The sequence below is a fragment of the Arthrobacter sp. efr-133-R2A-120 genome (assembly GCF_030209835.1).
Lineage (GTDB): Bacteria > Actinomycetota > Actinomycetes > Actinomycetales > Micrococcaceae > Arthrobacter.
Window position 1 is genome coordinate 188,049 of the sequence record NZ_JARVRF010000002.1, and the last position, 21,655, is coordinate 209,703.

The 21,655-nt window shown below is 65.5% G+C and carries 23 protein-coding genes; 20 read left to right on the forward strand and 3 right to left on the reverse strand.

The window, feature by feature from the left end; translation table 11 throughout:
• The first annotated feature begins 25 nt into the window (after positions 1–25).
• Genes QRN52_RS01740 through QRN52_RS01750 form a run of 3 tightly spaced genes read left to right on the forward strand, consistent with a single transcriptional unit; the run spans position 26 to position 1,735 of the window.
• Positions 26–226 (forward strand): hypothetical protein, encoded by a 201-nt coding sequence (locus tag QRN52_RS01740; protein ID WP_284751075.1) that lies wholly within the window; start codon positions 26–28, stop codon positions 224–226.
• A 58-nt stretch (positions 227–284) separates the two neighbouring features.
• Positions 285–1,439 carry a WD40/YVTN/BNR-like repeat-containing protein gene (locus QRN52_RS01745; protein WP_284751076.1) on the forward strand — a complete coding sequence of 385 codons (1,155 nt, stop codon included), beginning with the start codon at positions 285–287 and terminating at the stop codon, positions 1,437–1,439.
• Positions 1,440–1,447: 8 nt separating this feature from the next.
• Positions 1,448–1,735: a MoaD/ThiS family protein gene (locus QRN52_RS01750; protein ID WP_284751077.1), complete on the forward strand. Its 288-nt coding sequence runs from the start codon at positions 1,448–1,450 to the stop codon at positions 1,733–1,735.
• Positions 1,736–1,751: 16 nt separating this feature from the next.
• Here the strand turns inward: QRN52_RS01750 and QRN52_RS01755 are convergent, their stop codons facing one another.
• Together QRN52_RS01755 and QRN52_RS01760 are read right to left on the reverse strand one after the other, a co-directional pair.
• The gene (locus QRN52_RS01755) at positions 1,752–1,988 is read right to left on the reverse strand and encodes a hypothetical protein (RefSeq protein ID WP_059388807.1); all 237 of its coding nucleotides are present in this window, start codon (positions 1,986–1,988) and stop codon (positions 1,752–1,754) included.
• Positions 1,989–2,171: 183 nt separating this feature from the next.
• A complete protein-coding gene (locus QRN52_RS01760) occupies positions 2,172–3,488 on the reverse strand; it encodes an MFS transporter (RefSeq protein WP_284751078.1) in 1,317 nt (438 codons plus the stop codon).
• A gap of 207 nt (positions 3,489–3,695) precedes the next feature.
• Between QRN52_RS01760 and QRN52_RS01765 the strand changes: the two genes are divergently transcribed.
• From QRN52_RS01765 to QRN52_RS01825, 13 genes are all read left to right on the forward strand, one after another.
• On the forward strand, positions 3,696–4,466 hold the full coding sequence (locus QRN52_RS01765) for an IclR family transcriptional regulator (RefSeq protein ID WP_059388805.1): 771 nt from the start codon (positions 3,696–3,698) through the stop codon (positions 4,464–4,466).
• 159 nt (positions 4,467–4,625) lie between these two features.
• Positions 4,626–5,549, forward strand: coding sequence for a shikimate dehydrogenase (locus tag QRN52_RS01770; RefSeq protein ID WP_284751079.1), 924 nt, complete (start codon positions 4,626–4,628; stop codon positions 5,547–5,549).
• Positions 5,549–7,486: a bifunctional sugar phosphate isomerase/epimerase/4-hydroxyphenylpyruvate dioxygenase family protein gene (locus QRN52_RS01775; protein ID WP_284751080.1), complete on the forward strand. Its 1,938-nt coding sequence runs from the start codon at positions 5,549–5,551 to the stop codon at positions 7,484–7,486. Before QRN52_RS01770 ends, QRN52_RS01775 begins: the two co-directional genes overlap by 1 nt.
• Before the next feature lie 54 nt (positions 7,487–7,540).
• On the forward strand, positions 7,541–8,413 hold the full coding sequence (gene pcaH / locus QRN52_RS01780; protein WP_284751100.1) for a protocatechuate 3,4-dioxygenase subunit beta: 873 nt from the start codon (positions 7,541–7,543) through the stop codon (positions 8,411–8,413).
• A 3-nt stretch (positions 8,414–8,416) separates the two neighbouring features.
• Positions 8,417–8,983 (forward strand): protocatechuate 3,4-dioxygenase subunit alpha, encoded by a 567-nt coding sequence (pcaG, locus tag QRN52_RS01785; protein ID WP_284751081.1) that lies wholly within the window; start codon positions 8,417–8,419, stop codon positions 8,981–8,983.
• Entirely contained in the window at positions 8,980–10,404 is a 1,425-nt protein-coding gene (locus QRN52_RS01790) for a lyase family protein (RefSeq protein ID WP_284751082.1), read from the forward strand. Before pcaG ends, QRN52_RS01790 begins: the two co-directional genes overlap by 4 nt.
• Complete coding sequence (locus tag QRN52_RS01795; protein WP_284751083.1) at positions 10,397–11,212, forward strand: alpha/beta fold hydrolase; 816 nt, start codon at positions 10,397–10,399, stop codon at positions 11,210–11,212. Before QRN52_RS01790 ends, QRN52_RS01795 begins: the two co-directional genes overlap by 8 nt.
• The gene (gene pcaC, locus QRN52_RS01800; protein ID WP_284751084.1) at positions 11,209–11,655 is read left to right on the forward strand and encodes a 4-carboxymuconolactone decarboxylase; all 447 of its coding nucleotides are present in this window, start codon (positions 11,209–11,211) and stop codon (positions 11,653–11,655) included. Before QRN52_RS01795 ends, pcaC begins: the two co-directional genes overlap by 4 nt.
• An 82-nt stretch (positions 11,656–11,737) precedes the next feature.
• A complete protein-coding gene (locus QRN52_RS01805; RefSeq protein WP_284751085.1) occupies positions 11,738–12,961 on the forward strand; it encodes a thiolase family protein in 1,224 nt (407 codons plus the stop codon).
• A gap of 4 nt (positions 12,962–12,965) precedes the next feature.
• Positions 12,966–13,625, forward strand: coding sequence for a 3-oxoacid CoA-transferase subunit A (locus tag QRN52_RS01810; RefSeq protein WP_284751086.1), 660 nt, complete (start codon positions 12,966–12,968; stop codon positions 13,623–13,625).
• 1 nt (position 13,626) lies between these two features.
• Positions 13,627–14,313: a 3-oxoacid CoA-transferase subunit B gene (locus tag QRN52_RS01815; protein ID WP_284751087.1), complete on the forward strand. Its 687-nt coding sequence runs from the start codon at positions 13,627–13,629 to the stop codon at positions 14,311–14,313.
• A gap of 95 nt (positions 14,314–14,408) precedes the next feature.
• On the forward strand, positions 14,409–15,233 hold the full coding sequence (locus QRN52_RS01820) for an IclR family transcriptional regulator domain-containing protein (protein ID WP_284751088.1): 825 nt from the start codon (positions 14,409–14,411) through the stop codon (positions 15,231–15,233).
• Between the two features lie 55 nt (positions 15,234–15,288).
• A complete protein-coding gene (locus tag QRN52_RS01825) occupies positions 15,289–15,828 on the forward strand; it encodes a DinB family protein (RefSeq protein ID WP_284751089.1) in 540 nt (179 codons plus the stop codon).
• 17 nt (positions 15,829–15,845) lie between these two features.
• Here QRN52_RS01825 and QRN52_RS01830 read toward each other — a convergent pair whose 3' ends face one another.
• Positions 15,846–16,457, reverse strand: coding sequence for an NADPH-dependent FMN reductase (locus QRN52_RS01830; protein WP_284751090.1), 612 nt, complete (start codon positions 16,455–16,457; stop codon positions 15,846–15,848).
• Positions 16,458–16,666: 209 nt separating this feature from the next.
• Here QRN52_RS01830 and QRN52_RS01835 point away from each other — a divergent pair, with 209 nt between their 5' ends.
• From QRN52_RS01835 to QRN52_RS01850, 4 genes are all read left to right on the forward strand, one after another.
• On the forward strand, positions 16,667–17,857 hold the full coding sequence (locus QRN52_RS01835) for a Re/Si-specific NAD(P)(+) transhydrogenase subunit alpha (RefSeq protein WP_284751091.1): 1,191 nt from the start codon (positions 16,667–16,669) through the stop codon (positions 17,855–17,857).
• Positions 17,857–18,213, forward strand: coding sequence for an NAD(P) transhydrogenase subunit alpha part 2 (locus QRN52_RS01840; protein WP_284751092.1), 357 nt, complete (start codon positions 17,857–17,859; stop codon positions 18,211–18,213). The genes QRN52_RS01835 and QRN52_RS01840 overlap by 1 nt, the downstream gene beginning before the upstream one ends.
• Positions 18,210–19,583, forward strand: coding sequence for an NAD(P)(+) transhydrogenase (Re/Si-specific) subunit beta (locus QRN52_RS01845; protein ID WP_284751093.1), 1,374 nt, complete (start codon positions 18,210–18,212; stop codon positions 19,581–19,583). Before QRN52_RS01840 ends, QRN52_RS01845 begins: the two co-directional genes overlap by 4 nt.
• A 208-nt stretch (positions 19,584–19,791) precedes the next feature.
• A partial coding sequence (locus tag QRN52_RS01850; RefSeq protein WP_284751094.1) for a polysaccharide deacetylase family protein occupies positions 19,792–21,655 on the forward strand: 1,864 nt, incomplete at its 3' end.

Sequence of the window (21,655 nt, forward strand, 5' to 3'; positions counted from 1 at the left end):
ACTTGCACAGGAAGGGGTGGTCCACGTGGAGATCTTCATGTGGTGGCTGGACATAGACCTCAAGAGCAAGGAATGGCTGCGGGAGAACCTCCGCGCCACAGAGCTTCCGATTGAAGTCCTGCAACGCATTGCCGACGTTGGCGGCCCGCGCCTTGAGGAACTGGCCGGCGGGCTAAGCGACGCCGACTGGGACTTCATTGAGACGCAATCCGAGTTCGTGGACTGAGGCGGTTTCCTAGAAGCGGTTCATAAAACCGTTGCGGCCCCCGCGCGGGGATGGTTGCATGGGGTTCATGGCTACCGCAGAGAGTTATGTCTTGGCGATCGGGACCAAAAAAGGATTGTGGCTGGCACGCAGCACAGACCGCAAGGAATGGTCCCTCTCCGGTCCGCACTTCCTCATGAGCGAAATCCCAAGCATCGGGATCGATACGCGCGGGGACAATCCCCGGATCATGGTGGGCGTGCGCTCCGAACACTGGGGTCCCACCGTGGCCCACTCCGATGACCTGGGCGCCACATGGACCGAGCCCGAACAAGGCGCCATCAAATTCCCGGAAGGCACCGATGCCGCTCTGGAACGGATCTGGCAGATCTATCCTGACTCCGCCTCCCGGCCCGGGGTGGTCTGGGCAGGTTGCGAACCGATCTCCGTCTGGAAATCGACCGACGGCGGCGAGCACTTCGAGTTGAACCGCGGCCTATGGGACCACCCGCATCGCAGCGAATGGGGAGCCGGTTACGGCGGCGCTGCCGCCCACTCGATCGTGGTCAACCCTTCCGGGGAGAACGTCCACGTCGCCATGAGCACGGGCGGCGTCTACCGCTCGCTCGACGGCGGAGCCTCCTGGGAGGCACGCAATAAGGGGATTTCGGCGTACTTCATGCCCGATCCCAATCCAGAGTTCGGGCAGTGCGTGCACAAGATCGCCGCGGATGCCGCCGTCGAAGGCAGGTTGTATGCGCAGAACCACCACGGCGTGTACCGCACGGACGACAACGGCGAAAACTGGGTTTCAATCGCCGACGGTCTTCCCGCTGATTTCGGCTTCGTGATGCTCACCCACCCTCGCCGCGAAGGGACGGCCTGGGTGGTCCCGATCAAGGCCGATAGTGAGCGGATTCCGCCGGACGGCCATCTCGCGGTGCACCGCACGGATGACGCCGGTCAGTCCTGGAAGCGCTTGGATGTGGGCCTCCCGGACCATGAATACAACGCCGTGCTCCGTGACGCAGCCGCGGTGGATTCTGCTGAACCTGCCGGGGTGTACTTCGGAACACGCGGCGGTTCGGTCTACGCCAGCGCCGACGAGGGCGAGTCCTTCATCGAAGTCGCCTCGCACCTGCCTGATGTTTTGTGTGTGCGGGCTGCCGTTGTCTCCACTGATGTGGCCGCTGAATTGGCTGCTGCCGTCGCAACATCCGGCCTGCCGGCCTAGGACGGACCTTGCCTGACATCACGGTGCTTTTGCCCAGCGTTCTCCAGCCACTCGCCGGCGGGCAGTCCTACCTGACTACGCCCGCCGACGGAGCTGTGACCGTGGAAAGTTTGCTTGATGCTGTGACCGGGGACTACCCGGTGCTGGCCCGGAGGATCCGGGATGAAACCGGTTCGCTCCGCCGCTACGTGAATATTTACGTGAACGGCGAGGAGGTCCGGCGTCTGAAGGGTCTGGATACTGAGGTTGCTGCCGGCCAGGAGGTCTTGATCATCCAGTCCGTGGCTGGCGGCTGAGCGGTTCGGGGCCAGGTCAGGCCACTCGCCAGACTGTGCATTCGTCGGTATTGATGGCCTTGCGCAGGCCCGTCAGCTGATCCATGATCCAGACGACGCCGATGCCCGGGGCCGTTTCCTGGACGCTGCCCCTGCGGATGACGACGTCATCGTAGGAGGGTCCGACGGAGAGGCGGGCTTCGATCTGGTCGCCGCGGTGCAACTGGTCAAGTGCGCGGATTCTTGTGGGGTGGGTCGATACTTCCTTCAACATGGTGGCCTCCCTGGCTGGAGCTGCCAGCGTTTGCCGGCTATTCCAGTGTGGCGGCCCAATGTTGCGGTGTGGTTTCGTATGGGTTAGCCGTGGGTAAGACTTCCGGGACAAAGAAAATCCGTGGTTCCACACGGGCCCAGAGGGCGGCCGGTGTGGAACCACGGATTTGTTTGAGGCAGCGTCCTACTTCAGGCCGAGTTCCGCCGTCGGGGTCTTGAAGGATTCGCGGGCGGTCATCGCCGAGACCGCTGCGATGACGCATATGACGCCGGTGAAGATGCTGATCTGGACCCAGCCACCGGCCTTGGTGCCGCCCATTGCGGTGACGATCGTCGGGGCGAACCCAGCCATGAGGAAGCCGATCTGGGTTCCGATGGCCAAGCCGGAGAAACGGACCTTGGTGCTGAACATTTCGCCGTAGAAGGAGGGCCACACGGCGTTTGCAGCGGCGTATCCGAGGGAGAAGTACACCACGGAGACCAGGAACATGAGCGGCACGTTTCCGGATTCGAGCGTCAAGAGGAACACCGGCGTCATGATGGCGCTGGCTACGGCGCCATAGATGAAGACGGGCTTGCGGCCGATCCGGTCGGCCATCCTGCCGAACACCGGCTGGGTGCCGAGCGCGACGACGTTTGCCGCCACGACGAGCCACAGGGTGATGGTGCTGTTCACGTGGGCCACGTCCTTGGCATAGGCAATGGCCAAGGTGCCGAAGACAGTGCTCACTGCGGAGATGAAGGCGCAGCAGATAACACGCAGGACGTCGGCCCAGTGCAGCCGGAGGAGGTCGGCCACGGGAAGCTTGGCGATCTGGTTGTTCTTCTTGGCCTCGGCGAACGCCGGCGGTTCATGCAGTGTGCGACGGATGAAGAACGCTACGAGGACCACCACGGCGCTGAGCCAGAACGGGATGCGCCAGCCGATACCGTACTTGATCTCGTCGGGAAGGGCGACGACGGGGATGAAGACCAATGCTGCGAGGATCTGGCCACCCTGGGTTCCCGTGAGGGTCCAGGAGGTAAAGAACGAGCGACGGTTGTCCGGAGCGTGTTCCAGGGTCATGGACGAAGCCCCGGCTTGTTCACCGGCGGCCGAGAGGCCCTGGCAGAGGCGTGCGAAGACCAGCAGCGCCGGAGCCCACCAGCCGATGGACTTGAAATCGGGGAGGCAGCCGATGATGAAGGTCGCACCGCCCATGAGTACCAAGGTAAACATCAGCACGCGCTGGCGGCCGATGCGGTCGCCGAAGTGCCCCAGGATGATGGCTCCAACGGGCCTTGCTACATAGGCGAAGCCGAATGTCGCGAACGACATGATGGCTGCGTTGGCGTCGGCGCTGGGGAAGAAGACGTGCGGGAAGATCAAGGCCGCGGCCGAACCGAAGATGAAGAAGTCGTAGTACTCGACGGCGCTGCCGAGGAAGCTGGCGAGGGCTGCCTTCTTCGGCGTTCCCGCCGTGGCAGTGCCCGGCGTCGTAGACGGGATCGTGTGACTCATGGTGTTCCTTTGTGTGACGGCGATGTCGCATCTGGCTGAAATTTGCTTGCCTGGAACGTCGTTGTGGGTCCGGCAGCGGCCTCACACTGTAGCCACATTGTGAGAGCTACTTGTGCGATATAGCAATGATGACTGTGAGCACAGTCACTTGTCAAGATATTTACTCACCATCTAGATATAGCTCTCACGATGTGGCAATCTTTAGTTATGGATGTGAAGGAAGACACAAAAACCGACATGATCGGCAAGGCCCTGGGCCTCCTCGTATTGCTGGGCAATGAGCCGAAGGGGGCCAGTGCCTCGGAGCTCGCCCGCCAGGCGGAGCTGCCATTCAGTACCACCTACCGGCTGCTCGGATCCCTGACCCGCGACGGATTCGTCGACTACGAGGCCGACGGTCGCCGCTACCATCTGGGACTTCGTGTCTTCCAGCTCGGTCAGCGGGTATCAAACCACCACGGCTTTGCGGGTACCGCACGGCCCATCTTGCAGCGCGTGACGGAAGGGACCGGCGAAGCCACCATCCTTTCGGTCCGGGATGGCCACCACCACCTCACAGTCAACAAGGTGGACGGCCCCCAAATGTTCCGGGTCACGAGCGATCCAGGGCATCTTGGAATGCTCCACACCACGGCGGTTGGCAAGGCGCTTGTTGCCTTCGCTGACGACGACGAGCGCAAGCAGTTGGTGGAAGAGCTCGAACTGGAGCCGCTGACGGAGTTCTCCATTACCGACCGCGACGCTTTCCGCCTGGAAATCGAAAAGGTCCGGCGCCAGGGCTACGCGATCATGGACGAGGAGAACGAGGTGGGCATGCGCGCCGTCGCCGTCCCGGTACTCAATTCCCAGGGCGTTGCGTTCGCCTCGCTTGCCACCGCCGTCCCTGTCTTCCGAATGAGCGTGGAGCAGCTGGTGGCGGTGGTCCCCTTGCTGAAAAGCGCTGCATCCGAGCTTGCCGACCGCCTGCCGCAGCGCTAAGCGGCACTCACTTTTGTTCGCGATAAGAACACTAGTGCAACATATGAACATTTTGTGTAGTCTGATTCATACCGCCCGGCGGAGCAGCAGGCTCTGGACGTCCCGAGGGAATCCAGAGAGGGCCGATCCGCGGGTGCAGTTGTCAAAGGAGCAATGAGCATGAGCAACCGAGCCGAATCCTTCCTGGTGGGCCTTATCGGCGAAGGCGTATCGCCTTCGCTGACGCCGCCCATGCATGAGAGGGAGGCCGACGTCCAGGGGCTGCGCTACCTGTACCGGCCAATCGACCTGCTGGAGCTCTCCTTGCCCGGCTCCGCCGTCGGCGATCTGCTGGCCGCAGCTTCCAGGCTTGGCTACAACGGCCTCAACATCACGCATCCGTGCAAGCAACTGGTGCTGCCGTTCCTGGACGAGGTTTCCGAGGACGCCCGGCGGCTCGGTGCGGTGAACACCGTGCTGATCGAGGACGGCCGCTTCATCGGCCACAACACAGACTTCTCCGGCTTCGGCTCAGCTCTGGCCAGCGGCCTCCCCGACGCCGGACTGGAGCGCGTCGTTCAGCTCGGCGCCGGTGGTGCCGGCTCCGCCGTCGCATACGCCCTCCTTTCTGCCGGGGTCAAGTCACTGGACCTTGTGGACGTCGATCCGGCGCGCTGCGCCGAACGGGCGGCGGAACTCGCCGCCCTGTCCCCGGGCAGCACCGTCACGGCGCGCACGACGGCGGAGCTGCCGCAACTCATGCCGCTGGCCGACGGTTTGGTGCACTGCACGCCGGTGGGCATGGCCGCACATCCAGGCCTACCACTGGACATGTCCCTCGTTGAGTCCCGCCACTGGGTGGCTGACATCGTCTACCGGCCGATCGAAACGCAGCTGGTGCTTGAGGCCCGCGCCAAGGGTTGCCGCGTGCTCGACGGCGGTCGCATGGCCGTGGGACAGGCCGCCGACGCTTTCCGCATCTTCACCGGCCGAGAGGCCGATCCGGAACGGATGCGGGCACATTTCCTGGAGCTGGTGAGCGCCGAAGAATCCAAGGCTGAAGAGTCGAAGGCCGACAAGGCACTCGCCGGAGCGGGGCACTGATGCGCACGGGAATCGCCACGGTCTGCCTTTCCGGCACGCTCAAGGAAAAGATGCAGGCCTGCGCGATCGCGGGCTTCGACGGCATCGAGATCTTCGAGCAGGACCTCGTCACCTCCCCGCTTAGTCCTGAGGACGTGCGGAAGATGGCGGCGGACCTTGGACTCGGACTGGACCTCTACCAACCGTTCCGCGACTTCGACAGCGTCTCCGAAGACACCCTGCTGGAAAACCTGCGCCGGGCGGACGCCAAGTTCAAGCTCATGTCCCGCCTCGGCATGGACACCATTCTGGTGTGCACCAACGTGGGAACCGCCACGATTGACGACGACGATCTCCGGGCCGAGCAGCTCTCCCGCCTCGCGGAATTGGCCGGGGACCACGGCGTCAAAGTAGCGTACGAGGCCCTGGCCTGGGGCAAGTACGTCAGCGACTACGAGCACGCGCACCGTTTGGTGGATACCGTGGACCACCCCAACCTGGGCACGTGTCTGGACTCCTTCCACATCCTTTCCCGCGACTGGGACACCGCACCCATCGAGGCGATCAAGCCCGAAAAGATCTTCTTCGTCCAGGTGGCCGACGCTCCGAAGCTCTCCATGGATGTCTTGTCCTGGAGCCGCCACTACCGCGTGTTCCCGGGGGAAGGACAGTTCGAGCTGGCCAAGTTCATGGGCCACGTGGCCCGTGCGGGATACTCCGGCCCGGTCTCGCTGGAGGTCTTCAACGACGTCTTCCGCCAATCCGATGTGGACCGCACTGCCGTCGACGCGATGCGCTCGCTGATCTGGCTTGAGGAACAGAGCGCCAAGTGGCTCGACGCGAACGCGACGTCCCCGACGCCGGGAGATGCCAGCGGTGACTCGCTCGCCAAGGCAGCCGGCCGCCGTCGTTACCCCATGGAACTGGCCACGCTGCCCAAGGTGGCTGAACCGGGCGGATTCAACTTCGCCGAAGTCAAAACCGATGACCCTGCACAGCTCGAGACGCTTCTGGGTCAGCTCGGCTTCGAATTCGACGGCCGGCACCGGACCAAGGACGTGCAGTTGTGGTCGATGGGCCACGCGCGCGTCGTCATCAACGAACAAGCGCCGTCGCACAGTGAACCCGCCATCGCGGCGTTGGGGTTCGACGTCGACTCTCCCGTGATTGCCTCGGCCCGCGCCCAGCAACTCAAGGCCCCCGTGGTGCCGCGCAAGGTGCAGGCGGACGAGGAAGTGTTCCAAGGCATCGCCGCTCCGGACTCGACGGAGATCTTCCTCTGTCAAGGCAGCCCTGACGGCACCGCCGCCTGGACCCGCGAATTCGGCGAGGGCCTGGAGCATCCTGCCGCTGGAGCGCGAGCCGTCATCGACCACGTGAACCTGGCCCAGCCCTGGCAGCACTTCGACGAAGCCGTCCTCTTCTACACGAGTGCCCTCGCGCTGGAACCTCAGCCGTTCGCCGAAGTGCCGAGCCCCAGCGGCCTGGTGCGCTCGCAGGTCATGCAAACGTCTGACCGCGCCGTGCGCCTGGTGCTGAACCTTGCTCCGGTGCTTCAGCAGGAACCCGGGCAGCAGGGACCAGGCCAGCATGGCAACGGCGCCCGCAAGAGCTACCAGGAACACATCGCGTTCGCGGTGGATGATCTCGTGGCCACGGCGCGGGCGGCTCATGCCCGTGGACTCGACTTCCTCCAAATACCGGCCAATTACTACGAGGACCTGGATGCCCGCTTCGCCTTGGATCCTGCCTTCCTTGCCACCCTCAAGGAACTGAACCTTCTCTACGACAGGGACGCCAACGGTGAATTCCTCCACTTCTATACCGCCACGGTGGGCAGCGTGTTCTTCGAAATGGTGGAACGCCGCGGCAACTACGACGGCTACGGCGCCCCCAACGCCCCCGTGCGGCACGCCGTCCAATACGACTCGCTTCACGCCCATCACGTGCATCGCTAAGCAGAAACACCAGCAGAAACCAGGAAAGCAACCACCCGAAAGGAGCCGGCCGTGCTGCTAGACGCAAATGCCGGGCACTACCAAGACGACGAGCTCGTACCGGCGGCCGAACCGCATGCCGGGCACGCGCCGTTGGACGCCGCAGCCGAAACCCAAGCGGATCTCAGCGCCGAGATCAAGGCCATCGGCGAAGCGTATGCCCAGGCGCTGAAGAACGGCGCCGCGCCGGAGACCCAGCCCCGACTGGACTTCGCGCCGTACCGCAGCAGCATCCTGCGCCACCCCACCAAGAGCCTGCACCACGCGGACCCGGAGACCATCGAGCTGTACTCGCCGGCGTTCGGGCACCAGGACGTGCACGCCTTGGAATCGGACCTCACCATCCAGCACAACGGCGAACCCCAGGGCGAGCGGATCATCGTGCAAGGCAAAGTGCTCGACGGCGACGGCCGCCCGGTTGCCGGCCAGCTCGTGGAGATCTGGCAGGCCAACGCTGCCGGCCGCTATATCCACAAGCGCGACCAGCACCCCGCCCCGCTCGACCCCCACTTCACCGGCGTCGGACGCTGCATCACCGGACCGGACGGCTCCTACCGCTTCACCACCATCAAGCCCGGCGCCTACCCGTGGAAGAACCACCTCAACGCTTGGCGGCCTGCGCACATCCACTTCTCGCTGTTCGGCACGGATTTCACGCAGCGCATCGTCACCCAGATGTACTTCCCGGGCGACCAGTTGTTCCCCTTGGACCCGATCTACCAATCGATCGTGGACCAGGACGCCCGCGACCGCCTCGTTGCCACATACGACCACGAGCTGACGAGCCCCGAATGGGCCCTCGGCTACAACTGGGACATCGTCCTGAGCGGGTCGAAGCGGACCTGGACCGAAAACGAAGCCTTTGGCGACGCCGGGGATGAGGAGTAGAACATGAGCAAGCTGACACCTACACCAGGCCAGACCGTTGGCCCGTTCTACGGTTACGCCCTCCCTTTTAATAAGGACAACGAGCTCCTCGCCCCGGGCAGCGCCGGAAGCATCCGTCTGCAAGGCACTGTGTACGACGGCGCCGGAGAAGCCATCCCGGACGCCATCCTGGAGATCTGGCAGCCGGACTCCGAGGGCAATGTGGTCCAGCGCACGGGCTCACTTGTCCGCGATGGCTACACCTTCACCGGTTGGGGCCGCGCCGCGGTAGGAAACTCCGGTGTGTACACCTTCACCACGGTCAACCCCGGCCCCACTGAAGCGGGAGCGGCTCCGTTCATTTCCGTCGCCGTTTTTGCGCGTGGCCTCATGAACCGCCTGTTCACCCGCATCTACTTGCCGGAAAACGAGGAAGCGCTCGCCGCCGATCCGCTGCTCAGCTCCCTCGATCCCGAGCGCCGCAGCACCCTGATCGCGCGCCGCGACGCGGATGGTGGCCTCACGTGGGATCTGCGCCTCCAGGGCGAGAACGAGACCGTCTTTCTCGACTTCGAAGGCGCCTCCCAGTGAGTGGCGACGGCGATTTCGGGCTGCTCAGCCCGGTCTCGGCGTCGCCCGCCGTGGTGGCGCTGACGGGTGACCGTGCAGTGATCGCGGCCATCCTCGACGTCGAGGCCGCCTGGGCATCCGTGCTCGAAGAGGCCGGCTTCGCGCCCCCCGGTTCTGCCGCCGTCGTCACCGAGGCCGCGGAATCCTGGGCCTACGACGCCGCATCCATCGCCGAACGCGCACAAGGTGGCGCCAACCCGGTCATTCCGCTGCTGGCCGATCTCCGGGGCAGGGTCAAAGGGCTGGACGCTAGCGCGCTTGCCGCCGTGCACACCTCGTTGACCAGCCAGGACGTCCTGGATTCGGCCCTGATGCTGCTCGCGCACCGCGTGGTTTCCGCCCTTCTCGCCGAGGTAAAGGGTACGACGACGGCGCTCGCCGGCCTTGCGGAACAGCATGCGGACACGCTGTGCGTGGGTAGGAGCCTGACGCAGCATGCGCTTCCGTTCACCTTCGGTCTCAAGGCGGCGCAATGGTTTCACGGAGTGGCCGCCGCGGCCCGTCGCCTCGAAGCCCTGGAGTTCCCTGTCCAGTTCGGCGGCGCCAGTGGGACCCTGGCTGCCGGTACCGTGCTCGCGGAGGGCTCGTCGTCGAGCCCCTTTATTCTGGCCGATGCCTTGGCCGGGAAACTGGGCCTCGCTCCCGTTCCGGCTCCATGGCACACGAACCGGCTGGCCGTCACGGGACTCGGCGACGCCTTGGCTTCCCTCACGGACTCCTTTGGCAAGATCGCCTCGGATCTGCTGTTCCTCAGCCGCCCCGAAGTTGCCGAGCTGGGTGAACCCCTTGCCGCGGGCCGCGGCGTCTCATCGGCCATGCCGCAAAAGCAGAATCCGGTGCTGTCCGTGCTGATCCGCAGCGCGGCGCTCCAGGCTCCTGGCTTGGCCGCGCAGCTGCACGTCGCAGCCACGAACTTCAACGACGAACGCCCGGACGGTGCCTGGCACAGCGAGTGGCCTGCCTTGCGGGGCTTGCTTCGGCTCACACTCGGCGCAGCCACCCAGCTGCGCGAGCTCGCCGAAGGCCTCCGCGTCTTCCCAGAGGCGATGCGCCGCAACCTGGAAATCTCCGGGCCGTTGCTCCTCAGCGAAGCCGTCGCATCCTCCGTTGCTCCGCTCCTCAGCGCGGACAGGGGCGATGCGAAGGCCAAGCTGCAGGCCGTCGTCGACGAGACCCTGCAGGCACCCGCAGCGGAGCAAGCCCGGATCTACACCAAGCTCCTCCGCGAGGCCGTCCCGGCCGGCAAGCTGTCCGACGAGGAACTGAAGGCACTTCTGGATCCTGCGAACTATGTCGGCGAGGCAGCCGAGATCAGCCGCCGCATCCTCGCCGCTTACCCCGAATTCGCACACACCAATCCGAAGGGAGCCGATCGTGGCTAAACCCATCGTCAAGGCGGTGTTGCTGTCCCCGCAGCGCACCCTGGGGGAGAAGCCGCTCCTGGTGGTGGGGCCCTCGCTCGGAACGTCCACGGTGCTCTGGACCGAGACGGCAGCGCTGCTCGGCGGTGAGTTCGACGTGATCGGCTGGGACCTGCCCGGTCACGGCGTCTCGCCCGCAGCCTCCGAAACGTTCAGCGTCGCCGAACTGGCCGACGCGGTGGTTGACTTGGTGGACTCGATCGCGCCCGGCGCCGTGTTCCACTACGCCGGGGACTCCCTGGGCGGCGCCACCGGTCTGCAATTGGCCATCAAGCACGGAGAACGCCTCAAGTCCCTGTCCGTGCAATGCTCCGGAGCGAAGCTCGGTACGCCCGAGGGGTGGCTGGAACGGGCTGAAACCGTTCGCGGACAAGGTACCGCGGTGATGATCCAGGGTTCGGCGCAGCGATGGTTCGCTCCCGGTTTCATGGATCGCCAGCCCGTGGTCAGCAGTCGCCTTCTGCATGCCCTGCGGGACGCCGACCGCTTCAGCTACGCCTTCTGCTGTGAGGCCCTCGCCGGCTTCGATGTCCGCTCCGAGCTCGGCAGCATCACCGTCCCCACGCAGGCATTGGCGGGTGTCGAGGACACTGTTGCACCGCCGTCGTTCGCTGAAGAAATTGCCGCGGGCATCAACTCCAGATTCAACACAGGTGGCGGCAGCGCTGTTGCCGTAGCGCTCGACGGCGTCGGGCACCTAGCGCCCGCGGAGGCGCCTGCCGTCGTCGCGGACCTCATGCGGACGTTCATGACGGAGGCCGGAAAATGAGCAATGATCCTTCGCAAGGCGCCGTTCAGCGCGACGCTAGCTCGCAGGAAATCTACGACGCCGGGATGGTGGTCCGCCGCGAAGTGCTCGGCGATGCGCACGTGGACCGCGCCAACGCCAAGAAGGACGAATTCACCGAAGACTTCCAGGACATGATCACCCGCATCGCCTGGGGAGGCATCTGGACGCGTCCCGGCCTGACCCGCCAGATGCGCTCCGCCGTCACCATGACCGCGATGGTGGCACACGGACACTGGGAAGAACTGGCCATGCACATCCGCGCGGCCATCACGAACGGGCTGAGCAGGGACGAAATCAAGGAAATCCTGCTGCAGACCGCCATCTACTGCGGAGTCCCCTCCGCCAACACCGCATTCAAGACCGCGCAGGGCGTTTTCGCGGAACTCGACGAGACCCCTGAAGCTCCCACCCCACCCAACTGACTCGCATTAGATGTCGTTTTGAGCCCTCATAACGACATTAACTGCGAGGTAGTTGGGACTACAGAAACTTAGAGGAGACCCCATGAATCAGGCTTTTGTGTACGACGCCGTGCGCACACCTTTTGGAAAATTCGGCTCGGGCCTTGCCGGGGTCCGGCCGGACGACCTCGCTGCCCACGTGGTGCGCGAAGCCGTCAAGCGCGCCCCTGCCCTGGATGTTGAGCGCATCGACGAAGTGGTGTTCGGCAACGCCAACGGCGCCGGCGAGGAGAACCGGAACGTCGCCCGCATGGCCACCCTCCTGGCCGGGCTCCCGACGTCGATTCCGGGCACCACGGTCAACCGGCTGTGCGGTTCCTCCCTGGACGCCGCCATCATCGCCTCCCGCCAGATCAACGCCGGCGACGCCGAGCTCATGCTGGTGGGCGGGGCCGAGTCCATGTCCCGCGCTCCGTGGGTGTTGCCCAAGACCTCCAAGCCGTACCCGGCCGGGGACATGACCCTGGCTTCGACCACCCTGGGCTGGCGTCTGGTGAATCCGGCCATGCCGAAAGACTGGACCATTTCCTTGGGCGAGGCCACCGAGAGGCTGCGTGAGAAGTACGGGATCACCCGGGAGCGGCAGGACGAGTTTGCCGCGGCCTCGCACAACCTCGCCGCGGCGGCGTGGGACGAGGGCTTCTACGACCAGTTGGTGACCCCGGTACCGGGCACCGAGTTGGTCCGTGACGAAGGCATCCGGGCGGGCTCGACGGCGGAGAAGCTCGCCGGACTCAAGACCGTTTTCCGTCCCGAAGCCAGCGCCCCGGAAGGGGGAACGGTCACCGCGGGCAACGCTTCGCCGCTGTCCGACGGCGCGTCCGCGGCTTGGATCGGCAGCGAAAGCGCCGCCGGGCTGCTGGGGCTCGAGCCGCTCGCCCGCATCGCCGGACGCGGGGCGCACGGAAACGATCCCCAGTTCTTCGGCTACGCGCCGGTGGAGGCCGCCAACAAGGCACTCGCGAAGGCGGGCATCGGCTGGGAGCAGGTGGGCGCCGTCGAACTTAACGAAGCTTTTGCCGCGCAGTCCCTGGCCTGCATCGACGCATGGGGAATCGACCCGTCCATCGTGAACCGGCACGGCGGCGCGATCGCGATGGGCCACCCGCTGGGCGCGTCGGGCACGCGCATCCTGGGGACCTTGGCCCGCAGCCTGCAGGCTTCCGGTGAGCGCTGGGGCGTCGCGGCGATTTGCATCGGCGTTGGGCAGGGCCTGGCCGTGGTGCTGGAGAACGTCACCTCCGGCGTAGCCGGAAAAGGAGCCTAGGGCCATGCTGAATTTCATTGACACTGTTGGCCAGGCTGTCGCCGGCATCAAAGACGGTTCCACCGTCATGATCGGCGGCTTCGGAAACGCTGGCCAGCCGTTCGAACTCATCGACGCGTTGCTCGATTCCGGCGCCACCGACCTTACCGTGGTGAACAACAACGCGGGCCAGGGCGACCAGGGCCTCGCACTGCTCATCAAGGAAGGGCGGGTCCGGAAGATGATCTGCTCCTTCCCGCGCCAGTCCGATTCCTGGCACTTCGACGCTAAGTACAAGGCCGGGGAAATCGAACTGGAACTCGTCCCGCAAGGAAACCTGGCCGAGCGCATCCGGGCGGCTGGCGCGGGGATCGGCGGGTTCTTCACACCCACCGGCTACGGCACCATGCTCGCTGAAGGGAAGCACACGCGCTTCCTCGACGGCAAGTGGCAAGTGTTCGAGACACCCATCCACGCCGATGTCGCGCTCATCAAGGCGCTCAAGGCCGACGGCAAGGGCAACCTCGTCTACCGCAAGACCGCCCGTAACTTTGGCCCAATCATGGCCGCCGCGGCCAAGCACACCATCGTCCAGGTGTCCGAGATCGTCCCGACCGGCGCCCTGGACCCGGAGAACGTGGTGACCCCCGGAATCTACGTCAACAGCATCGTGAAGGTGGCCTGACATGAGCATCCAAACCTCAACAACACCCCTCGGCCGCGACGACCTCGCGCGCCTCGTGGCGCGGGATATCGCCCCGGGCTCGTTCGTGAACCTCGGCATCGGCCAGCCCACGCTCGTCTCCAACTACCTCACGGAAGAGCAGAACATCACGCTCCACACGGAGAACGGGATGCTTGGTATGGGCCCGGAGGCCAAGGGCGAGGAGATCGACGGCGACCTCATCAACGCCGGCAAGATCCCCGTCACCGAACTCCCCGGTGCTTCGTACTTCCACCATGCCGATTCCTTCGCGATCATGCGCGGCGGCCACCTCGATATCTGCGTCCTTGGCGCTTTCCAGGTGTCGGCCACGGGTGACCTCGCTAACTGGCACACCGGAGCCCCGGACGCCATCCCGGCCGTCGGCGGGGCGATGGACCTGGCCACCGGCGCGAAGGACGTGTTCGTCATGATGACTCTCCTGACCCGCGAGGGCGTGTCCAAGCTTGTGGAGCACTGCAGCTACCCGCTCACCGGCGTGGGCTGCGTGACGCGCGTGTACACGGACAAAGCGGTTTTCCTGATAGGGCCCGACGGCGTGACCGTGCGTGAGACGTTTGGCTGCACCTTCGAAGAACTCCAAGCGCTGGTGCCCGTCCCTCTGGTGCCGTTCGACGAGAAGGCGGCGGGCGCCGTCGTTGGCGTCTAACGCGCTCAAAGTCGAGCGCGAACTGGCAGCAGATGCCCCTTGGATCGACTTTTGAGGGAATCTGGTGCCAGCTCGCGCCAATAAGATTGGTAACCATGACCGACGCAGCAGTAGCCGGAGCGCCTCAGGCCGGTGCACCCCAGGCGAGTGACCAGTACGTGCAATCGCTGGCACGCGGCTTGTCCGTGATCCGTGCTTTCGACGCGGCCAACCCCATCATGACGCTCAGCGAGGTGGCGGCGCGCACCAACCTGACGCGTGCCACGGCCCGTCGGTTCCTGCACACACTGGTGGAGCTGGGCTATGTCCGCACGGACGGCAAGACCTTCGCGCTCACGGCCATGGTGCTGCAGCTTGGCTACTCGTATTTGTCGGCGTTGTCCTTGCCCCAGCTCGCGCAGCCGCACCTTGAGGAGCTGTCGTTGAAGCTGGGGGAGTCGACGTCGGCCGCGGTGCTGGATGGCGCGGACATCTTCTATGTGGCCCGCGTGACCACGCGCCGGATCATGACGGTCGGCATCTCGGTGGGCACCCGCTTCCCCGCCTACGCCACGTCCATGGGTAGGGTGCTTCTGGCCGGCCTGCCGCAGCAGAAGCTGGACGAGTACCTTTCCTCGGTGGAGTTCGAGGCCCTGACACCGCGGACCATCACATCCCGCGGGGAACTGGTGGCCGAGCTGGATCGAGTGCGCAGGCAGGGCTGGTGCCTGCTGGACCAGGAGCTGGAACTCGGACTCATGTCCATCGCTGCGCCGGTGTGGAACCACAACGCAGGCCATGTGGCTGCTGCGGTCAACGTCTCACTTCAAGCCCAAAACGTCGCTGCGCAGCCGAACCCGGAGGCCTACCTCGAATCGGTCAAGGAGCAGATTGTTGAGACGGCCCGCGCGATATCGCAGGACGTCTCGGCGAAGCACTAGCCTCGTTGCCACGGCGCGTTGCGGCCGCGCGTTGCAGCGCGTAGGCTCACAGCCCATGACCGACGTGGACGAGCAAGGACGACCGGAACCTCCCCTCGCGGCCGACGAGGCCGCAACCCTGCTGGGCTTCCTGGATTACCAACGAGCCACCTTGGCATGGAAGTGCGCGGGGCTGGACGCATCCGGCTTGGGAGCGAGCGTGGCTCCGACGTCGATGACCCTCGGCGGCCTGCTCAAGCACCTGGCCTATGTCGAGGAGCATTGGTTCTCCCAATGCCTGCACGACCGGGACCGGCAGCCCCCGTGGGACACGGTGGACTGGAAAGTCGACCCGGACTGGGAATGGCACTCGGCCGCCGAGGACTCACCCGAGCAGCTCCGTGCGCTCTGGCAGGACACCGTGTCTCGCTCCCGCTTGCTAGTCGCCGAAGCGATGGACGACGGCGGCCTGGACCAGCTTGCCGCACGCACCTGGTCCGATGGCCGGGCACCCAGCCTGCGATGGATCGTGCTCCACATGATCGAGGAGTACGCGCGACACAACGGCCACGCCGACCTGCTCCGCGAGTCGGTGGATGGGGTTGTCGGGGAGTAGCCCCCGCTACCGCCCCGCTACCGCGTCAGCTTGGCGCCGTCCGGGTGTTCGTCGCCGATGTGCCCGGGAGCGTTGGCGGCCAGGACGCGTTGAACGAACGCGCTGAATTCCTCCATGTAGTGGCGCAAGAGGGCCGCGGTTCCTTCGTCCCGGACGGATCCGTCCTCGTTGTAGGACGCCGGATCGAACTTGATGTAGGCCTCCGGGGCGTTCAGTTGCGGTGCGTCGAGGAAGCTCAGGACGCTGCGCATGGAGGACTGCATCACCGCCGTGCCGATGCTGCCCGGAGATGTGCCGATGATGCCAGTGGGCTTGCGCGCGAAGGAGTTGGTTCCCCAAGGCCGCGATCCCCAGTCGATGGCGTTCTTCAAGGCGCCGGGGATGGAGCGGTTGTACTCGGGGGAGACGAAAAGGATGCCGTCCGACGCCGCAATCGCGTCTTTCAACGCCCGGCCTGCGGGCGGGAAATCGGCGTCGTAGTCGGAGCTGTAGAGGGGCAGGTCCTTGATGGGGATCTCGGTGAATTCGAGTTCTTCCGGCGCTACGCTGATGAGCGCCTTGGACAGGACCCGGTTGATGGAGCGGCTTGAAAGGCTGCCGACGAAGTATCCGATCTTGTACGTGGCCATGGCAATGTTCCTTCCCGACGGCGCGGCCGGAACCGGCTCATCGACGGTGCGGTAACTGGAGGCTCCCAGCCCACAGCGAGCTTAGTAGAGCAGTCCGAAGATGGGAATGGCCGGTCGGCGTTGGGCGCCTACTCCCGCCCGGGCCTTCCGCGTCCTAGACTCAAGCCAACAACGGCTCGGGGCAATGGGGTTTCGGGAAGGGAGCGCAGGTGAAGCTTGGCATAGCGCGGGAACGCCTGGACGGTGAAAGGCGCGTGGCCGCGACGCCCGAGACCGTCACGCAATTGGCCGGACTCGGTCTTGAAGTCGTCGTCGAAAGCGGTGCTGGAACCGCTGCGGGCCACAGCGACGACGACTATCGCCAGGCAGGGGCCCTCATCGTCCTCGCCTTGGATCTCGCCCGATTGGACGTGTACGCGCACGTTCGCCCCCTCGAACCCACGACGGCGGCCGCGCTGCGCCGGGGCGCGGTCACCGTGGGCCTGGCCTCGCCGTCGTCGGAACTTCCCACCGTCCGCGCGCTCGCGGAAGCGGGCGTGACCTCCTTTGCGCTTGAGCTGGTGCCGCGCATTTCCCGCGCACAATCCATGGACGCGCTCACGTCCCAGGCCCTCGTGGCCGGGTATCGCTGCGTGCTTGAGGCCGCGATGCGCCTGCCGCGCTTCTTCCCGCTCTACATGACAGCCGCTGGAACCATTCCGCCGGCCCGCGTGCTGGTGCTGGGCGCCGGGGTGGCGGGCCTGCAGGCCATCGGCACCGCGAAGAGGTTGGGCGCGCGCGTCTCCGCCAACGACATCCGGCCGGCGTCGGCGGACGAGGTCGCCTCGATGGGCGGCACGTTCATCAAGCTCGACGTGGAGACGGCGGAGGCATCCGGCGGCTATGCCCGCGAGCTCAGCGCCGATCGCGGTGCCTTGCAGCGCGAACTGCTCGCGCCGCACGTGGCCCAGGCCGACGTGCTCATCACGACGGCGGCGGTCCCCGGACGGCGGGCCCCGCTCCTGGTGAGCCGCGAAATGGTTCAGCACATGCGCCCAGGCTCGGTGGTCATCGACCTCGCCGCCGAATCCGGCGGCAACGTGGAAGGCTCCGTACCCGGCATGGATCTCCAGATCCCGACGGCTGACGGCCAAGGTACGGTCACCTTGGTGGGGATGAAGGATGTCGCCTCTGCGATGCCGGCTGACGCCTCACGCCTCTACGCGAAGAACGTCGCCAACCTGCTTGCCCTCATGACTTGTGATGGAGCCGTTGTCCCGGACTTCGGCGATGAAGTGGTGGCGGGCGCGTGCCTGACGCACGACGGCGAGGTGCGGCACGGCCCGACGGCTGAGGCGCTTGCGGCACTCTCGGCCGAGGCGGCGGAATCCATAAGCTCCGCCAACGAAGGAGTCTCCTGATGGACGGCATCGCCCTGCTCACCATCACCGTCTTGGCGGTCTTCGTGGGCTTCGAAGTGGTCTCCAAGGTCTCAAGCACGCTGCACACGCCCTTGATGTCCGGGGCCAACGCCATCCACGGAATCATCCTGGTGGGCGCCATCATCGTTGCCGGGCAGGCCTCGGACCCGTGGGTGCTCGCAGTGGCGTTGCTCGCCGTCGTCCTCGCCACCGCCAACCTGGTGGGCGGCTTCGTGGTGACCGACCGCATGCTGGAGATGTTCCGCGGCCGTAAACGCGTAGCGCCGCCAGCCGGGAAGCCCGACGCCATAAAGGCCGAGTCCAGAGCATCAGGGTCCAAGGAGGGCATGCGATGACCTTCATCGATCCGGTGTGGACCTCGCTCCTCTACCTCGCTGCCGCCGTGTGCTTCATCCTCGCGCTCAAGGGACTGAACTCTCCCCGCACCGCCCGGCGAGGCAACCTGGTGGGCGCCTTCGGTGCGGCACTCGCCGTCGCCACGGTCTTCATGTCCGTCAAAATGGACAACGTTCCCTGGATCCTGGGCGCGATGGTGGTCGGTTCGGGCGTGGCCGCGCCGGTCGCGCGCCAGGTCAAGATGACGCAGATGCCGCAACTCGTGGCGCTGTTCAATGGCGTTGGCGGTGGTGCCGCGGCCCTCGTGGCACTCCTGGAACTCGCGCACTCGGAGGACCACTGGGTGCGCGTGGCCATCGTCTTCACGCTGTTGGTGGGGGCCGTCTCGTTCGCGGGTTCAGCCATCACGTTCTCCAAACTGCAGGAGCTCATGACCACCCGTCCGGTGGTGTTCCCGGGCCTGCCGACCCTTATGGGAGCGGTGCTGATCGCGGCGGTGGGTGCCGCCGTCGCCGTCGTCTTCAGCGGTTCCCTCGCGCTCGCGCTGCTGCTCCTGGTGCTTGGGCTGGCGGCGGGCGTGCTGTTGGTGCTGCCAGTAGGCGGCGCGGACGTGCCGATCGTCATCTCACTCCTGAACGCCTTCACGGGCCTGGCCGTCGCCACCTCCGGCCTGGTGCTTGGCAATGTGCTCTTGGTGGTGGCCGGCACATTGGTGGGCGCCTCGGGCACCATTCTTACGCGCGCCATGGCCGCGGCCATGGGCCGCAGTGTTGCAGGTATCCTCTTCGGCGCCTTCAAGGGAGGCTCGACGGCGGGGTCGACGGCGGTGAGCGACCGCCCCGTCCGCTCCTCCAGCCCGGAGGACGTGGCCGTGCTCCTTGGCTACGCGCAGCGGGTCATCATCGTTCCTGGTTATGGGCTCGCTGTGGCCCAGGGGCAGCACACGGCGGCGGAACTGGCCCTTGCATTGGAGGCGAGGGGCATCGACGTGGATTTCGCGATCCACCCGGTGGCGGGGCGCATGCCGGGGCACATGAATGTCCTGCTCGCCGAAGCCAATGTGCCCTATGAGTCCCTCAAGGAAATGGGCGAGATCAACTCGGAATTCCGGACGGCCGACGTCGCGCTGGTGGTCGGCGCTAACGACGTCGTCAATCCAGCCGCGAAAACCACCGCTGGCTCGCCGATCTACGGCATGCCCATCCTCGAAGTGGCCGACGCGCGCCAAGTAGTCTTCCTGAAGCGCTCCATGCGGCCTGGATTCGCGGGAATCGAGAACGAACTCATGTACGAACCGCAGACCACGCTGCTGTTCGGCGACGCCAAGGAGTCCCTGGCCAAGGTGTTGAGCGCAGTCAAGGCGCTCTGATTTCGTTAACCAGCCCTAGGGTGCCCATCTGCTTCCATGCTGCCCAATCGGGTGAGCACACTCAGGATCGGGAGCCGCTGCTGCTGCCCAGCCGAGTGAGCTCACTCAAGACGCAGCCGGATTCAACGCCCTATCATCGGCCGAAGGCCTAGGGAGGAATGCTCCCATCCTTGACGGTTGCTATGGCTTCGAATGGACGGTGAGTGGAGTGGCTAGACTCTCGACGCGGGAGCAGAAGGTGCCGCGGCGCTTCGGGGTCCGGTGGGGTGCCATTGGTGCGTGTGCCGCCATGGTCCTGGCAATCCTGAGCGGTTTTGCTTTGCCGGCGCATGCGGCTGCAAACACCATCATCACGCTGACCTTCGATGACGGCAACGCCGACCAAATGACCGCCGCAGCCACGCTGAAGAACCTCGGGCTTCACGGCACGTATTTCGTCCCCTCCGGATGGATAGATCAGCCGAGCTATTTCACGTCGGCGAACTTGCAGCAACTCTACGCGGACGGCAACGAGATTGCCGGGCACACGGTCACCCACCCCGATTTGGTCACCTTGACGTCGGATGAAGTAACGCGCCAGGTGTGCAACGGCAGGGTGGCCCTGGCCAATATGGGTTTCAAGGTCACAAGTTTCGCCTATCCCTTCGCCTCTTTGGACCCTGCCGTGCAGACCATCGTCAAGAATTGCGGTTTCAACAGCGCACGCGGGCTCGGGGACCTCTACAGCAAGGACGATCCCGGGCTCCCGGCCGCGGAGACCATCCCGCCCGCCAATCCCTACGACACCGCGGCACCCGAAGAAGTGGACAGCACCTGGACACTGCAGAACCTGGAAAATTCTGTGACCAGGGCCCAGGCAGCTGGGGGTGGCTGGGTTCAATTGACCTTCCACCACATCGCAGTCGGGACCGATCCGACGCTCACCATCAGCCCCACCTTGTTCAACCAATTCGCGTCCTGGCTAGCGCAACAACAGACGGCGGGCAGCGTTGCCGTCAAGACCGTTGACCAAGTAATTGGTGGCGCGGTCCAGCCCCTCGTCTCCGGCCCGCCGGTGCCGCCGCCGCCCGCGCAGGGGACCAACATGATCCAGAACCCGAGCCTGGAAACGCTTACCAGCGGAATTCCGCTGTGCTGGGCCGCGGGTGGATACGGGACCAACACGCCCAGCTATTCAGTGGTCTCGCCTGGCCACACGGGCAACAACGCAGAACGGTTGACCATGAGCGGCTACGTCAGCGGTGACGCGAAGCTCCTGCCGGCCCTGGACCTTGGCGGCTGCTCACCCACGGGCACGCCAGGCCATATCTATCAGCTCAGCGCTTGGTACAAATCCAATGTCATCACCCAATTCGAGGTCTACTACCGAACGGGAACGGGGTACTGGACGTACTGGACCGCGAGCCCGCTGTTCAACGCAAGTAGCAACTGGACCCAGATCACTTGGACCACGCCGGTCCTCCCGGCAGGCGCCTCCGGTATCAGCTACGGACTGAACATCCAATCCAACGGATCGATCACCACGGACGACTACTCGATGATCGACGTCAGCCCGGCTACCGCGACGGCGCCTGCGGCTCCGGCCGGTGTGGCCGCGACGGCGGGCAACGCCTCCGCGGTGGTGTCGTGGACGGCTCCGGGCAACGGCGGGTCCCCGATCACCTCGTATGCCGTGACGCCTTCGTCCGGGGGCACGGCCCTGGCTCCGGTGACGGTTACCGGAAATCCGCCCTCGACGACGGCGACCGTCACCGGATTGACTAACGGCACGGCCTACACCTTCACGGTCACGGCCACGAACGCGGTCGGCACGTCCGCGGCGTCTGCCGCGTCGGCTCCCGTGACGCCGACGGCGCCCGTTCCCGGCGTCACCAACGGCGGCTTCGAATCCGGACTCACCGCCTGGACCACCGGCGGCGTCAGGGCGCCCGTGGCCTCCACCGTTGCCCACACCGGCACCGGTTCCGCGCTGCTGGGCCTGGCCTCCGGTGCCGAACCCCTCGGGGACAGCTCCCTGTCCCAGACGATCACCGTGCCCGCGGGCGGGACCTCCACGCTGTCCTTCTGGTACC

Excerpts from the sequence above, each read along its gene's own strand:
- QRN52_RS01745 (WP_284751076.1), top strand. The coding sequence starts at position 285 with ATGGGGTTCATGGCTACCGCAGAGAGTTATGTCTTGGCGATCGGGACC.
- QRN52_RS01755 (WP_059388807.1), bottom strand. The coding sequence starts at position 1,988 with ATGTTGAAGGAAGTATCGACCCACCCCACAAGAATCCGCGCACTTGAC.
- QRN52_RS01760 (WP_284751078.1), bottom strand. The coding sequence starts at position 3,488 with ATGAGTCACACGATCCCGTCTACGACGCCGGGCACTGCCACGGCGGGA.
- QRN52_RS01765 (WP_059388805.1), top strand. The coding sequence starts at position 3,696 with ATGGATGTGAAGGAAGACACAAAAACCGACATGATCGGCAAGGCCCTG.
- QRN52_RS01770 (WP_284751079.1), top strand. The coding sequence starts at position 4,626 with ATGAGCAACCGAGCCGAATCCTTCCTGGTGGGCCTTATCGGCGAAGGC.
- QRN52_RS01775 (WP_284751080.1), top strand. The coding sequence starts at position 5,549 with ATGCGCACGGGAATCGCCACGGTCTGCCTTTCCGGCACGCTCAAGGAA.
- pcaG (WP_284751081.1), top strand. The coding sequence starts at position 8,417 with ATGAGCAAGCTGACACCTACACCAGGCCAGACCGTTGGCCCGTTCTAC.
- pcaC (WP_284751084.1), top strand. The coding sequence starts at position 11,209 with ATGAGCAATGATCCTTCGCAAGGCGCCGTTCAGCGCGACGCTAGCTCG.
- QRN52_RS01805 (WP_284751085.1), top strand. The coding sequence starts at position 11,738 with ATGAATCAGGCTTTTGTGTACGACGCCGTGCGCACACCTTTTGGAAAA.
- QRN52_RS01810 (WP_284751086.1), top strand. The coding sequence starts at position 12,966 with ATGCTGAATTTCATTGACACTGTTGGCCAGGCTGTCGCCGGCATCAAA.
- QRN52_RS01815 (WP_284751087.1), top strand. The coding sequence starts at position 13,627 with ATGAGCATCCAAACCTCAACAACACCCCTCGGCCGCGACGACCTCGCG.
- QRN52_RS01820 (WP_284751088.1), top strand. The coding sequence starts at position 14,409 with ATGACCGACGCAGCAGTAGCCGGAGCGCCTCAGGCCGGTGCACCCCAG.
- QRN52_RS01825 (WP_284751089.1), top strand. The coding sequence starts at position 15,289 with ATGACCGACGTGGACGAGCAAGGACGACCGGAACCTCCCCTCGCGGCC.
- QRN52_RS01830 (WP_284751090.1), bottom strand. The coding sequence starts at position 16,457 with ATGGCCACGTACAAGATCGGATACTTCGTCGGCAGCCTTTCAAGCCGC.
- QRN52_RS01840 (WP_284751092.1), top strand. The coding sequence starts at position 17,857 with ATGGACGGCATCGCCCTGCTCACCATCACCGTCTTGGCGGTCTTCGTG.
- QRN52_RS01845 (WP_284751093.1), top strand. The coding sequence starts at position 18,210 with ATGACCTTCATCGATCCGGTGTGGACCTCGCTCCTCTACCTCGCTGCC.